The 13775-nt window shown below is 57.3% G+C and carries 11 protein-coding genes; 9 read left to right on the forward strand and 2 right to left on the reverse strand.

Annotated elements, in window-relative coordinates:
* Positions 1 to 90 precede the first annotated feature (90 nt).
* Positions 91 to 1041: a LysR family transcriptional regulator gene (locus tag C7436_RS01665; protein ID WP_121206467.1), complete on the forward strand. Its 951-nt coding sequence runs from the start codon at positions 91 to 93 to the stop codon at positions 1039 to 1041.
* Positions 1042 to 1119: 78 nt separating this feature from the next.
* Complete coding sequence (locus C7436_RS01670) at positions 1120 to 2070, forward strand: LysR family transcriptional regulator (protein ID WP_121206468.1); 951 nt, start codon at positions 1120 to 1122, stop codon at positions 2068 to 2070.
* Positions 2071 to 2084: 14 nt separating this feature from the next.
* Here C7436_RS01670 and C7436_RS01675 read toward each other — a convergent pair whose 3' ends face one another.
* On the reverse strand, positions 2085 to 2972 hold the full coding sequence (locus tag C7436_RS01675; RefSeq protein ID WP_121206469.1) for an AraC family transcriptional regulator: 888 nt from the start codon (positions 2970 to 2972) through the stop codon (positions 2085 to 2087).
* A gap of 166 nt (positions 2973 to 3138) precedes the next feature.
* Between C7436_RS01675 and C7436_RS01680 the strand changes: the two genes are divergently transcribed.
* The 7 genes from C7436_RS01680 (at position 3139) to C7436_RS01710 (ending at position 12485) form a co-directional block, all read left to right on the forward strand.
* Positions 3139 to 4302, forward strand: coding sequence for an iron-containing alcohol dehydrogenase (locus C7436_RS01680; RefSeq protein ID WP_121206470.1), 1164 nt, complete (start codon positions 3139 to 3141; stop codon positions 4300 to 4302).
* A 64-nt stretch (positions 4303 to 4366) separates the two neighbouring features.
* The gene (locus tag C7436_RS01685; protein WP_053115238.1) at positions 4367 to 5098 is read left to right on the forward strand and encodes an AraC family transcriptional regulator; all 732 of its coding nucleotides are present in this window, start codon (positions 4367 to 4369) and stop codon (positions 5096 to 5098) included.
* Positions 5099 to 5186: 88 nt separating this feature from the next.
* Positions 5187 to 6086: an aromatic amino acid exporter YddG gene (gene yddG / locus C7436_RS01690; protein WP_121206471.1), complete on the forward strand. Its 900-nt coding sequence runs from the start codon at positions 5187 to 5189 to the stop codon at positions 6084 to 6086.
* Positions 6087 to 6102: 16 nt separating this feature from the next.
* Complete coding sequence (locus C7436_RS01695) at positions 6103 to 6435, forward strand: tRNA-binding protein (protein ID WP_121206472.1); 333 nt, start codon at positions 6103 to 6105, stop codon at positions 6433 to 6435.
* A 276-nt stretch (positions 6436 to 6711) separates the two neighbouring features.
* On the forward strand, positions 6712 to 7887 hold the full coding sequence (locus C7436_RS01700; protein WP_121206473.1) for an efflux RND transporter periplasmic adaptor subunit: 1176 nt from the start codon (positions 6712 to 6714) through the stop codon (positions 7885 to 7887).
* Between the two features lie 10 nt (positions 7888 to 7897).
* Positions 7898 to 11089 (forward strand): efflux RND transporter permease subunit, encoded by a 3192-nt coding sequence (locus C7436_RS01705; RefSeq protein ID WP_121206474.1) that lies wholly within the window; start codon positions 7898 to 7900, stop codon positions 11087 to 11089.
* Positions 11082 to 12485, forward strand: a complete 1404-nt coding sequence (locus C7436_RS01710; protein ID WP_121206475.1) for a TolC family protein — start codon at positions 11082 to 11084, stop codon at positions 12483 to 12485. Before C7436_RS01705 ends, C7436_RS01710 begins: the two co-directional genes overlap by 8 nt.
* A 144-nt stretch (positions 12486 to 12629) precedes the next feature.
* Here C7436_RS01710 and C7436_RS01715 read toward each other — a convergent pair whose 3' ends face one another.
* Positions 12630 to 13712, reverse strand: coding sequence for an alkene reductase (locus tag C7436_RS01715; RefSeq protein ID WP_121206476.1), 1083 nt, complete (start codon positions 13710 to 13712; stop codon positions 12630 to 12632).
* Positions 13713 to 13775 lie beyond the last annotated feature (63 nt).

Below are 13775 nucleotides of genomic sequence, written 5' to 3' on the forward strand. Positions count from 1 at the left end.
TCCAAGCGTGTGAGAACAGATTAAAGGGTCGCAAAAAACGAATAAATGTCCAATAATGGTTTTCAGAATTCGTAAAATGGATATAAAGTCGTGGACACCGAAGGAATTAAGCTGTTTGTTCTGGCGGCTGAAAGGCTCAACATCAGTGCCGCCGGACGGGAGCTGGGGATGCCGCCAGCGGTTGCCAGCGCAAGGTTGGCAAAGCTCGAGAAAGCTGTCGGAGCAGACCTTTTGCGGCGATCAACCCGCAAGGTGGCGCTGTCTACAGAGGGCGCAGAGTTCCTGCCTTTTGCCAGGGAAATTCTGGCCCAAGAGAACGCTGCGATGGCCGCGATGGGATTTGGCAATGAAAAGGTGTCTGGCACTCTGCGATTTACCGCCTCCAGCACCTTTGCCCAGCAATATATCGTGCCCTTAGTTCCAGAGTTTCTGGAGATGTATCCGGGTATTAATCTGGACTTGCGATTGTCCGATATGGAGCTGGACCTCATCCAGGGCAGTTTCGATCTGGCATTAAGAGATTCGGTGCTGCCGGACAGCAACCTCAAAGCCCGTAAGCTGGCTGAGGACCGCCGGATTTTCTGTGCATCTCCGGATTACCTGGCCAAGTGGGGATGCCCTCAGAGCCCCCGCGACTTGAGTGCCCATCAACTCATAGCCTTTAAGACGCAAGCAGCGATCACTTTAATGGGACGAAACGGCGAAAAAGGAGAGTTCAATCCCCGCAATGGCCGTAACCGACTAATCATTGATGATGGCCTGAGCTACAAGATCGCAACTATGGAAGGTGCAGGGATAGCCATGCACGCACTCTGGAGCGTGCACCACGAGCTGAGTATAGGCGCGCTTGTTCAACTTCTGCCCGAGTACCGGATGGACTCCGAGCCAGCGCTCTGGTTGGTGTACCCGAAATCAAATGTCCTGACAGCAAAAGTGAGAGTTTTTATCGATTTCCTGTTGCAGCGGATTGGTGAGCGGCCACCCTGGTTGGAAGGTTTTGGCGGAAATGAACAACCACGGCTGACCGACCAACAGACATGAAACGCTAGCGGAATACCACGATTGCGCTTGGCAACCCCATGTTGAATTCTTGCCGTTCTTACTAACCGGAAAACAGTGATGAAAACGCAAGAGTTGCAGCTGCTTTACATTTTCGACGCGATTATGACCGAGCGCTCTGTTACCCGTGCGGCAGATCGCCTGGCCATGACTCAACCGGCAGTTTCGAACGCCATCTCTCGGATGCGTCAGATTTGGAATGATCCGCTCTTCGTTCGGAAAGGTCGCAACATTGAGCCAACCTCGTATGCCCTGAGTCTCTGGGACCAGGTAGGGCATCATATGTTCGCTTTGACTAACGCGGTCAGCGCAACCCAGTTTGATCCGAGCACGTCAAACCGCACCTTTCGTGTTGCGGTCACGGATGTAATTGTAGAGATGATCTGGCGTCAATTGGTGCAGATGCTTGAAAGTGAAGCGCCTGGTGTTGATGTGCACGCGGTACCTTACACACCCGAAGGCACCCACGCCGATCTGCGAGAAGCCCATGTTGACGTGGCGGTGGGCGTTTTATCTCAACACGATTACAGCCTCCGAAGTACCTGGCTTTTCGAGGGGGGCTACGTGCTCGCCATGCGCGCCGACCATCCGCTGGCCGGTCGACAGATCACCATGGAAGAATTCCTTGAGGCGCGGCATCTTCTGGTAAGTATGTCAGGCGATGCCCATGGCTTCGTGGACAGCTATCTCGATCAAAAGGGTATGAGCCGCCGGATAGCGGCGACTGTTAATCATTTCTCAACAGTTCCGGCAGTACTCAGAGAAACGAACCTCATTGCTGCTGTCCCTGAATTGATCAGCCAGGATTGTGGTTTCGTGAACGGCCTATGGATGGGTGAGCTTCCCTTCGACGTCGATCCGACGAGTCTATACCTGATCTGGCACGCCCGTCATGACCGCGACCCCGGAGTCGTTTGGCTCCGGGAGAAGATGGAGAATCTGCTCCAGGAACGCTGGCATGACATTATGGTCAATTCTCCCTGTGGACGGCACCAGCTGAAGGCTGTCTGAGTCGATGCAGCGTTTCAGGCGGTGGTTTGCAGCGCCATAGTTGCCGCTTGTGGTGGCTGCCCGTAAAATCGCTTGAACTCCCGGCTGAACTGGCTGGCGCTTTCGTAGCCAACCAGAGATGCGGCCTGGCTGACCTTCACACCCTGATCTGAAAGCAACTCCCGGGCTCGGGTGAGCCGGATGCGTTTGATGTACTGGATGGGGGACTGCGCAGCCACCTGCCGAAAATTGCGGTGGAAGGTCGCCGGACTCATGTTGGCAAGAGCGGCCAGCTGTTCGACATCCAGCGGTTCCGAAAAGTGCGCGTGAACATGCTTGAGCACCGGCTCCAGTCGGGAAAGTTGAGTGTTGTGTCGCACCAGATCCACCAGCGAGGCGCCGTTCGGGCCCCGGAGCGCGTGTAGCAACAGCTCCTTTTTCAGGCCCGGCCCGAGGGCCTTGGCCGCCAGCGGGTCATTCAGCGCCTCGGCCAGCCGCACCACGCTGGCGTTGAAGGCGCGAGTGGCCGGAGCCACGTACAAGGTGTGCGCATTCAACGAAGGAGCGTTGGCGCCGCCGGTCTGCCGGCACTCATCAAAAATCCGCACCAGCTCATGCAATGCCGACAGATCCAGGTCCATGACCAGGGAGAGCAGGGGACCGTCGGGTGGCGTGATTGCCTCGCAGTCAGCGGGCGTGGGCAGGGTCAGCACCAGGTAGTTGTCGGGGTTGTACTCATACACCTGGTTGTCGAGAAACACCCGTTTGGTGCCCTGGGCCATGATAATGATGCCCTGGCTGTAACAGAGCGGTTCTCTGCCCGTGGTTTCGTTGCTTCGGTAGATCCCGACGCCCTCGATCGGTGTTGGGTTGTAGCCCTCGGTCGCTGCAAGTGGGGTCAGCAATTGGGCGAGTGTGGGCATCGGTCGGTCTCCTGAATGGGGGAAGACGCCATCTTACCTGCGACGCTCTAAAATGCCTAGTCGTGTCGTTAATGATAGAAAAAGGCATGCCAATGATCGAAATGCCCATTCTGATCTGTCCTGTCGGCGATACAATCTCTTCACGCTTTGATGAGGAGAGAGGATTATGCAAAATTTCGATTTCTACAACCCAACCCGCATCGTGTTCGGCAAAGACCGTCTGCAGGAACTGGATCAGCTCATTCCCAAGAATGCCCGTGTGCTGGTTCTGTACGGTGGCGGCAGCGTCAAGCGGTTCGGTACCCTGGATAAAGTGCTGGCCGGCCTGGGCGATCGGACGATGTTCGAGTTTGCCGGCATTGAGCCCAACCCGCGCTACGAAACCCTGATGGAAGCGGTGGATCTGGTTCGCCGGGAAAGTGTCGATTTCCTGCTGGCCGTTGGCGGTGGCTCGGTGATGGACGGAACCAAGTTCGTTGCCGCGGCTGCCCCGTTTGAGGGCGACGAGGAGAGCCTGCTGGGGCATGGCTTTGCCGGCCTTCCGGTGGAGCAGGCTCTGCCACTCGGTACCGTTGCCACCCTGCCGGCGACCGGTTCTGAAATGAACATGGGCGCCGTAGTCTCCCATAAGGGTGGGAAATGGCCGGTAATGAGCCCGCTGTTGTATCCGACGTTCTCGTTCCTGGACCCGTCGCTGACCTTTTCCCTGCCCACCAGGCAGGTCGCCAACGGCGTGGTCGACGCCTTCGTGCACGTGGTTGAACAGTATGTAACTTATCCGGTTAACGCGCAGATCCAAGACCGCACTGCTGAAGGTATTCTCAAGACCCTGATCGAGGTGGGCCCGGTCACCCTGGCCAACCCGGAGGACTACGATGCCCGTGCAAATCTGGTCTGGGCGGCTACCTCCGCGCTGAATGGCTACATTGGCGTGGGCGTTCCCCAGGATTGGAGTACCCATATGATTGGGCACGAACTGACCGCCATGTTCGGCATCGATCACGGGCAGAGTCTCGCCATTATCCTGCCGTCGGTCTGGAAACTCCGTAAAGAGCAGAAGCGGGAAAAACTCCTGCAGTACGCCGAGCGAGTATGGGGCATTGTCGACGGCTCTGAGGAAGAGCGCATCAACCAGGCCATCGCCCAGACCAGAGCCTTTTTCGAAAGTCTGGGAGTTGCAACGCGACTGGATCAATACGGGGTCAAAGAAAATCAGGTGGCCGACATCGTCGAGGCGTTGAAAGCCCATGGTATGACCGAGCTCTCGGAGCGGGGCGACATGACACCAGAGATCAGCCACCAGGTTTTGATCGATGCCTTCAGTGAGTGAGAAATCCCGGAGCGTCGATCGATAACCTGCCCGAAGTGAACGCTGTTCTGTATGATGCGAAGCCATGAAGAACGCGCGATCAAAAATCCAACTGAAGAGTTACAGCGATCATGGGCAAACACACGCCCATGATCATCATCAGTTGGTGCTGCCCTTGGTGGGAAAACTTTCTCTGTCGGTAAATAGTCGGGCCGGGGAAGTGGCCGAGGGCAGAGCGGCGATCATCGCCGCCGGTCAGGATCACGATTTCGAAGCCCGGGATGACAACCGGTTTGTGGTCGCAGACGTTCCAGATGGCTTGGCTCCGATGCTGGACCGTCTGCCCTGTTTCGTGCAGCTCGATGCCGGACTGGAGCATTACGTGCAGTTTCTCCATGCCCAGTTGCAACAGGGCGCGGAAGGCTCTCAGACTCAACACCAGATGTTGCTGTTGCTGATCCAGCTGCTGCATGAGCGCTTCGGAGACCGTTTACGGCTGGATCGTCGAGTGGACGTGGCGAAACGCTTCATCGACGAACATTACCATCAGAAGATCACCGTCAATCAACTGGCCACCATCGCGCACCTGAGTGTGCGGCAACTGAACCAGCTGTTCCGGGAGCAGGTGGGCTTGACGCCCCATCATTATCTGACCGAGTTGCGGATGCAGACGGCGTGGCAACTGCTCGAGCGGGGTGACCTGTCGATCCAGCACATCGCCGACGCCGTGGGCTATAGCTCACTGTCAGCCTTCAGTGATCGATTCGCCCAACATTTCGGGCACTCTCCCAGTCATTTTCGCCGACTTTCTAAATAACTGTTCCGAATTCTGAAAGCCTGTCCATCACCGGCTCAATAAGCTGTTGCGTCTGAACTGATTGATCTCTGACTGAGAGGGCGCAACTATGACCGCGGCATCCGCCACCTGGATTGGCTCAATTTCGGTGCTTTTATGGGGCACCCTGGCTCTGCTGACCAAGCTTACCGGCGGGCAGATCCCGGAATTTCAACTCATGGCCATGACCTTTACACTGGCTTTTGCACTGATGTGTGTCCGCTGGTTTAAGGACGGGCACACCGGCATCCGCTTCGCGAAGCAATCCACCTTTGCCTGGGCCATCGGTGTGATGGGCCTGTTCGGCTATCACTTCGCCTACTTCAAGGCCATGACCCTGGCACCGGCGGTCGAGGTCAGCCTGCTGGCCTATCTCTGGCCGCTGTTCATTGTCCTGTTTTCGGCGCTCTTGCCGGGCGAGTCCTTGCGGGCACAGCACGTCGCCGGGGCGGTGATATCACTGGTTGGCTGCTGGTTGCTGATCGGTCGGAACAGCGGCGGCTTCAGTGCCCAGAATCTGGACGGCTACTTGGTGGCGTTCGCCTGCGCCTTGATCTGGTCGTCCTATTCGGTGCTCAGCCGTCTGGTAAAATCTGTGCCTACCGATGCTGTTGGCTGGTTCTGTGGTGTTACCGCGGTCCTGGCTTGGATGTGCCACCTGATGTGGGAGCAAACGGTGTGGCCGGATGGCGCAAGCCAATGGGTCGGAGTGGTCGGCCTCGGCCTTGGTCCCGTGGGCATCGCCTTTTTCACCTGGGATTACGGGGTAAAACACGGGAACATCCAGCTGCTGGGAACACTTGCATACAGCGCACCTCTCATTTCGGTCATCTTGCTCATCGTTTTTGGCTTCGGCGAGGCAACCATGGCCGTTGCGGGCGCCAGCACGTTGATTGTGTCCGGATCACTGGTAGCTGGAAAAACCCGAAACACAGAGACTGCCAAAACTGTAAATTACGAAGCTGTGTAACTACGGAGGATGAAGAATGATTTCCTGGGAAGATTTTGAAAAAGTGGAATTACGGGTTGGCACCATTGTCGAAGTTCAGCCGTTCCCTGAAGCCAGAAAACCGGCCTACAAACTGAAAGTGGACTTTGGCCCGGAAATTGGTGTGCGAAAATCCAGTGCCCAGATTACGGAGCTGTATTCTAAGGAGGGCCTGCTGGGCAAGCAGGTATTGGCTGTCACGAACTTCCCTCCGAAGCAGATCGGTCCGTTTGTCTCTGAATGTCTCGTAACCGGATTCAAAACCGAAGCAGGCGTGGTAACTCTGGTAAGCCCTGATTCTGAGGTCGAGAATGGGCAACGGCTGTTTTAATCTAAAGACTGCCGTTCGCTGCGTCCCCGTGCCTTCTCTCTTACAAAATCGATCAGCGCCCTGACTCTGAGGGCGTTTTGGCTCTCCAAATCCCCCTCCTGCATAAATCCTGAGCATTATCACCGGTGATGATGAGTGCAATACCGCATGGTGATTATTTTTAGCGTGCTCCAGCAAAGATAATTCCCGCCACGAACCACTCCGGCGCGGGTCTCATGACCAATCTGTCCGCGCCGGCGCCGAAGTCCCCATCATGAACGATTAAGGATTTAGTCCATGACTTATCGAATTCTTGCCGTGCTCAGCGCGGCCGTGTTTGTTCTTGCCGGCTGCGAAAGCGCAGCTCAGGGCACCGCGAGCCAGCCGGAGCCGCCTTCGGTAGAGGTGGTTGCCGCCGCCAGTGCCCAGGTTCAGCCCCAGAAAACCTACACCACCCGTATTGAGGCACCGGAAAACGTGGAGCTGCGGCCCCGACTATCCGGTGTGGTTGATGAGGTGCACTTTGTTGAGGGGCAGAAGGTGAGCAAAGGCGACATCCTGTTCCAGCTGGATGATCGCCACCTTACAGCCCGAGTGGAACAGCTGAATGCCGAACTGGCCCGGGCAGAAGCAGCCCTCTATCAGGCCAAGGCGGAAGCTGCACGGGCAGGGCGCCTGCTGCGCAGCAACGCCATCTCCGAAGAACAGGCTGAGCTAAGAGATTCCGCGCGCCAGCAGGCCGAGGCCGAGGTTTCCTCTCTCAACGCCCAGCTCAAGGAGGCGGAACTGCAGCTGAGCTATGCCACGATCCGTTCGCCAATCGACGGGGTTATCTCCCGGGCCAACATTACTGCGGGAAATACCGTGACCGCGAACCAAAGCCGGTTGACCACCATCGCCTCGAATCAGGACCGATATGCGTACTTCGATATGGATGAGGGAACCTGGTATCGATTCTTCCGCGCCCGCGATCGCGCGCTGGGCTCGCCGGTGCGTATTCAGCTAACCGGAGAACAGGACTTCCCCCATGTGGGCGAGATTGACTTCGTCGATAACGCCATCGATACCAACACGGGCACCCTGCGTCTGCGTGCGGTATTGGCCGATTCCGGAGAGGCTCTGGTACCGGGTGCCTTTGCCCGGGTGAAGATTGCTGTGGCCGCAACCGAGCAGAAGATCATGGTTCCTGATCGGGCTATCGCAACCGATCTCGACAGCCGCTTTGTGCTGACGGTCAACGAGCAGGGCGAGACTAACTACACGCCGATAACCGTCGGTGAGCGTTTCGGCAGCTTCCGTGTGGTCGAGCAGGGCATTGCCGAAGGCGATGTGGTGGTGGCGAACGGGACGGCCAAGGTAGGTCCTGGCATGACCATCGCTCCGGTTATGCTGTCAGAAGCACCGTCCGACGTGGCCTTCACACTTGAAGAACACGCACCGGAAGTTCAGCAGACCGCTGGCGTAAAGTTCTGAGGCCCGAACGATGAAATTTCCCCATTTTTTTATCGACCGGCCAATATTCGCCTCCATGCTATCCCTGATCATTCTGATCGGGGGTGGCATCTCTCTGTTCCAGTTGCCGATCAGTGAGTATCCGGAAGTGGTGCCGCCCACGGTGGTGGTCACAGCCAACTACCCGGGCGCAAACCCGAAGGTGATTGCAGAAACGGTCGCCTCACCGATTGAGGATGAGATCAACGGCGTGGAGAACATGCTGTATATGTCGTCCCAGGCAACGGCCGATGGCCGTATGACCCTGACGGTAACGTTTGCGCTGGGTACTGATCTCGACAAAGCGCAGGTTCAGGTCCAGAACCGGGTTGATATTGCTTTGCCCCGTTTGCCGGAAGAGGTGCAGCGCCTGGGTGTGGTGACTGAGAAATCATCCCCGAACCTGAGCATGGTTGTTCACGTTCACTCTCCGGATGAGAGCCGGGACATTACCTATCTGGCCAACTACGCCGAGCTGAATCTGAAAGATGAACTCTCCCGCCTGGGCGGCGTTGGCGACGTTCAGTTGTTCGGTGGCGGTGAATTTGCGGTCCGTCTCTGGCTGCAGCCGGATGAACTGGCCGCCCGGAATCTCAACGCCTCGGATGTGGTGAACGCTGTCCGTGCCCAGAATCGCCAGATTGCAGCCGGTACACTTGGTGCACAGCCTGCACCGAACGACAATCAGTTCCAGTTGATGCTGAACGTCCGCGGACGCCTGACCTCGTTGGATGAGTTTCGGGACATTGTTCTGAAAATCGGTGACAACGGAGCTATCACGCGTCTCTCTGACGTTGCGAGAGTCGAGCTGGGCCAGAACACCTACGCCCTTGAAGCGGGTCTCGATGGGAAGCCGGCGGTTGCCATGCCGATTTTCCAGCGCCCGGGGGCTAACGCCATTCAGCTTTCCGACGATGTTCGGTCAACCATGGCGCGGTTGTCGCAGGATTTCCCGCAGGGCGTTGAGTATGAAATCGCTTACGACCCGACTGTGTTTGTTCGCGGGTCCATCGACGCGGTCATCACCACCTTGTTGGAAGCGATTCTACTGGTTGTGCTGGTCGTGGTGTTGTTCCTGCAAACCTGGAGGGCGTCCATTATTCCGCTCGTTGCGGTGCCTGTATCACTGGTGGGCACCTTCGCCGTGATGCAGTGGTTGGGCGTTTCCATCAACACGCTGTCGCTGTTCGGAATGGTGCTGGCGATCGGTATCGTGGTTGATGACGCCATCGTGGTGGTCGAGAACGTGGAGCGGAACATTCACCGGGGGCTCTCGCCTCGTGAAGCCACCAAAGTGGCCATGAACGAGGTAACCGGCCCGATCATTGCCATTGCACTGGTGTTGTGTGCGGTCTTCATTCCGACGGCCTTCATTTCTGGTCTTTCCGGTCAGTTTTACAAGCAGTTCGCATTGACCATCACGATTTCAACGGTGATCTCCGCTTTGAACTCGCTGACCCTGTCGCCGGCGTTGTCCGCGCTGCTTCTCAAGGGCCACGACGAGAAGCCCGACCGGCTTTCCCGGGTTCTGGAAAAGGTGTTTGGTCGCTTTGTGTTCCGCCCGTTCAACCGGTTCTTTGACCGCACAGGTAATGCCTATGAAGTTCTGGTCAAGAAGCTGATCCGCTACAGCGCCATCGTTGGCGTGGTGTATGTGGGATTGACCGTTTTCGCCGGTGGCCTGTTCAACGCGGTACCGGGTGGTTTCATTCCGCAGCAGGACAAACAATACCTGGTCGCAGTTGCCCAGCTGCCGGATGCGGCTAGCCTTGACCGGACCGTGGACGTGGTCAACGAAATGCAGCAGATCGCGCTGGAGACCGAGGGTGTGGCAAACACCATTGCGTTCCCTGGCCTTTCGGTGAATGGTTTCACCAACAGCCCGAACAGCGGCATCGTGTTCCTGCCGTTGACCGATTTTACCGAACGCACGTCTCCGGAGCTCAGTGCGGGGGCGATTGCAGGCAAGTTGAACGGCGCGTTTTCAGGCATTGACGAAGGGTTTGTGGCGGTGTTCCCACCACCACCGATCCTGGGCCTGGGCACCACGGGTGGCTTCAAACTGCAGATCGAAGATCGAAGCAGCAAAGGCTTTGAAGCCTTGTTTGATACCCTGCAAACCACCATCAACGAAGCTCGCAAGCATCCGGCACTGACGGGTCTATACTCCAGCTTCCGGGTTCAGGTACCCCAGTTTGACCTGGATATCGATCGGGAGCGTGCGATGCTGCTGGGCATTCCGCTGGAGTCCGTGTTCGACACACTGCAGGTGTATCTGGGGTCGGTGTACGTCAATGACGTGAACATGTTCGGCAGTACCTATCAGGTGATTGCCCAGGCCGAGTCCGACAAGCGCCTTGATCCGGAGCACATTCTGAATCTGAAGGTTCGCAACCAGCGGGGCCAGATGATCCCGCTGTCCGCGGTGATGAGTGTCGAATCGACCATCGGCCCGGACCGTGTGATGCGTTACAACGGCTATCCAACGGCTGAACTCAATGGCTCTCCGGCCCCGGGCTTCAGTTCGGACCAGGCTCAGGCTGCTATCGAAGAGGTTCTCGCACAGACTCTGCCCGAGGGCATGGCGTTTGAGTGGACCGAGGTGACTTATCAGCAAAAACTCGCTGGCAACACCATGGTCTATGTGTTCCCACTGGTTATCTTGCTGGTTTTCATCGTACTGGCGGCTCAATACGAAAGCCTGCGACTGCCGTTTGCCATCATTCTGATTGTGCCGATGACCTTGCTGTCAGCTCTGGCCGGGGTCTGGCTGACTGATGGTGACAACAACATGTTCACCCAGATTGGCCTGATTGTTCTGGTGGCATTGGCGAGTAAAAACGCCATCCTGATGGTCGAGTTCGCCCGTGACCTCAACCTCCAGGGACGCAGTCATTATCAGGCCATCGTAGAGGCGTGTCGTTTGCGTTTACGGCCTATTCTGATGACCTCGATTGCCTTCACTGCAGGCGTGGTACCGCTGGTTCTTGCGAGCGGAGCCGGTGCGGAGATGCGTCACGCTATGGGCATAGCGGTGTTTTCGGGAATGATAGGTGTCACCGTGTTCGGCCTGCTTTTCACCCCGGTATTTTACGCGGTGATTCAGCGTGCGAAGGCCGATACCGAGGCGCCTGCCAACGCCAAGGCAATCCCTGAACAGATCACGGAGAACGACCATGCTTAAACGGGCGGTTAGTGTCTTGCTCGGGTCAGCGCTGCTGGTTGGGTGCGCTGCAACCCCGAATTATGAGCCCCAACAGGAGGCGGACGAACGTTACCTCGACAGCCTCGAGTTCGGTGTTCAGAGCACAGACGCCACCACAGCAGAGTGGTGGAAGAGCTACGAGGATGACCAACTCAATCAACTGGTCGAGGTTGCGCAGGCCGCCAACCTCGATCTGTTGGCAACCCGGCAGCGGGTCCGTCAGGCGCTCGCGGATTTGGGTGCGGACAAAAACCGCTTGCTTCCTCAGGGAGGAGTAACCGGGGAATACGAGGCGATCGATCGAAACAGTGTCCAGGAATCCTCTGCCGTCGGTCTGGCGGCCACCTGGGAAGTGGACTTGTTTGGCCGGCTTAGAGCGCTAATCGATGCCAGTGAAGCCAACCTTGAGGTTGCCCTGAACAACCAGCGAGCGGTGTTGAAAGAAGTCACCGTTGGTGTTGTCCGGTCTTATCTGGAGTGGGAAGCCGCTCGCCAGCGGGTTCAGTTGATCAAGGCGGACATTCGAGCATTGGAAGACACCCGGGAAGTCATGGCCCTGCGCGTGGAGGAAGGCATCTCGCCGAACCTGGATCTCGCCCGCGCAGACACGCTGCTGGAACAGCAGCGTGCCAAGCTTCCTGACGCGCGAGCCCAGCTTTATCGTGCCAAAGCGGTGCTGTCCGTGCTCGTCAATGAAGATCCCGAATCCCTGGTCCTGAAACCGGCCCCACGTGCACTGGCCGCTTCCATTGGGGTACCGGAGGCGGAGCGGGCCAACGAGGCCATGCAGCTGCGTGCGGATATCGGCGGTGCGCTCGCAGCACTGGCCCGGGATGTGGCGGTTGGCAACGCCCTTCGGGCAGAACTCTATCCCCAGTTTTCGGTCGAGGGATTTCTGGGCTTGACCAACGTGGCGGAAGTGTCCGATGGCTTTGAGGGTACCGGCAGCATCGCTCCTCGCATCTCCTGGTCTCTGTTGAGTTATCCGGTGATACTGCAACGGGTCGAAAGCCAGAATGCAGTCTCGGAAGAAAGTTACATCCGTTATCGCCAAACCATCATTGATGCGGTCGCCAGTGCGCGGGTTGCGATCTTTGCTTACGGGCGGGCCTTGGAGGCTGATCAGGCAACGGGCAGGGCGTTTGAGGCAGCCAACGAATCGTTCACCATCGCCAGAACTATGCATCGTGAGGGTGCCATCGGCTATCTGGATTTACTGGACGCCAACCGAACCTTCATTTCCGCTCAGCAGGACCGGCTTTCCGCCAGATTGTCCTATGCGGCGGCCCAGCTTGGGGTGATTGAGGAATTCAGTGGGGTTTGGTCGTCGGAGGCGCACCGGCGAATGCTGAAGGCAACGGGTGGCGAGTCTTGAGGAAGAGGGTATGGTTTAGCTGAAAAAGGGGAAGTTCCGGGCTTTAGCGGCAAGAAAGGAAATGGCGCTTTCAAAGGTCATGTTTTCTCCGCAACGAAAAAGGGGGCTAAAAGCCCCCTTTCGATACTATGCTCCGACTCAATACTATGCTTCGGCTAATTCTTCGAGGTAAGGGTAGTCAATATACCCCTCCGCTCCCTGGGTGTAAAAAGTCGAGGGATCTGCTTCATTAAGCTCGGCCCCAAGCTTCAGGCGCTCCGGAAGGTCCGGGTTGGCAATGAAGGGCACACCAAAGGCGACAGCGTCGGCCAATCCGGATTCGATGGCCTGTTCTGCTTCTTCACCGGTGTAGCTCATGTTGAGGATCAACTTGCCCTTGAAGTGCTCGCGGACCGGGGTAATCACGTCTGCTTGCTGCTCCCCAAAAAAGTCGCTGCGCATTAAATGAACAAAGGCCAGGCCGTAGTCGTTCAGACGCTTGGCGAGCCAGGTGACCAGGCCGACCGGATCACTGTCCTTCATGCTCTGGAAACTGTTGAGCGGGCTCAGTCGAACACCGACGTTCTCGGAACCGAACACTCCGGATACGGCTTCAATCACCTCCAGCAGCAGTCGGGCGCGATTTTCGATCGGGCCACCGTAAGGGCCTTCTCGATGGTTGGAACCATCACGGAGGAACTGGTCCAGCAGGTAGCCGTTGGCGCCATGAACCTCAACACCGTCAAAGCCGGCGCGCTTGGCATTCTCGGCGGCGGTGCGGAAACCGTCGATGATGGCCGGGATTTCGTTGTCAGCCAGTGCGCGGGGAACCGTGTAGGACTTCTTGCCTTCCGGTGTGTGCACTTCATCGCTGGTGATGGCAATGGCGCTGGGCGCTACCGGATCCTTCCCGTTGTTTAACACCGGGTGACAGGCGCGGCCGCCGTGCCAGATCTGCAGATAAATCTTGCCACCTTTAGCGTGTACCGCATCACTGACTTTCTTCCAGCCTTCAACTTGCGCCTCGGAATAGATGCCAGGCTCGCGCCAGAAGGCTGAATTGCCTTCGATGGCCATGGTGGCCTCGGCGATGATCAGGCCGGCAGACGCACGCTGAGCGTAATACTCAACCATCATGTCCGTGGGAACGTGATCAGCGTCGGCACGGACGCGGGTGAGGGGGGCCATGAAGACCCGATTGGCCAATTCACTGGCGCCCATTTTCAGGGGAGTAGAAAGTGTGTTCATAGCATCCTCGGGAAATATTGTGCAAAACCATAAACTATCCGCCCGTGGGCCGGGCGGACTAAT

This window comes from Marinobacter nauticus (assembly GCF_003634635.1).
GTDB lineage: Bacteria > Pseudomonadota > Gammaproteobacteria > Pseudomonadales > Oleiphilaceae > Marinobacter > Marinobacter nauticus.

Excerpts from the sequence above, each read along its gene's own strand:
- C7436_RS01670 (WP_121206468.1), top strand. The coding sequence starts at position 1,120 with ATGAAAACGCAAGAGTTGCAGCTGCTTTACATTTTCGACGCGATTATG.
- C7436_RS01675 (WP_121206469.1), bottom strand. The coding sequence starts at position 2,972 with ATGCCCACACTCGCCCAATTGCTGACCCCACTTGCAGCGACCGAGGGC.
- C7436_RS01680 (WP_121206470.1), top strand. The coding sequence starts at position 3,139 with ATGCAAAATTTCGATTTCTACAACCCAACCCGCATCGTGTTCGGCAAA.
- C7436_RS01685 (WP_053115238.1), top strand. The coding sequence starts at position 4,367 with ATGAAGAACGCGCGATCAAAAATCCAACTGAAGAGTTACAGCGATCAT.
- yddG (WP_121206471.1), top strand. The coding sequence starts at position 5,187 with ATGACCGCGGCATCCGCCACCTGGATTGGCTCAATTTCGGTGCTTTTA.
- C7436_RS01695 (WP_121206472.1), top strand. The coding sequence starts at position 6,103 with ATGATTTCCTGGGAAGATTTTGAAAAAGTGGAATTACGGGTTGGCACC.
- C7436_RS01700 (WP_121206473.1), top strand. The coding sequence starts at position 6,712 with ATGACTTATCGAATTCTTGCCGTGCTCAGCGCGGCCGTGTTTGTTCTT.
- C7436_RS01705 (WP_121206474.1), top strand. The coding sequence starts at position 7,898 with ATGAAATTTCCCCATTTTTTTATCGACCGGCCAATATTCGCCTCCATG.
- C7436_RS01710 (WP_121206475.1), top strand. The coding sequence starts at position 11,082 with ATGCTTAAACGGGCGGTTAGTGTCTTGCTCGGGTCAGCGCTGCTGGTT.
- C7436_RS01715 (WP_121206476.1), bottom strand. The coding sequence starts at position 13,712 with ATGAACACACTTTCTACTCCCCTGAAAATGGGCGCCAGTGAATTGGCC.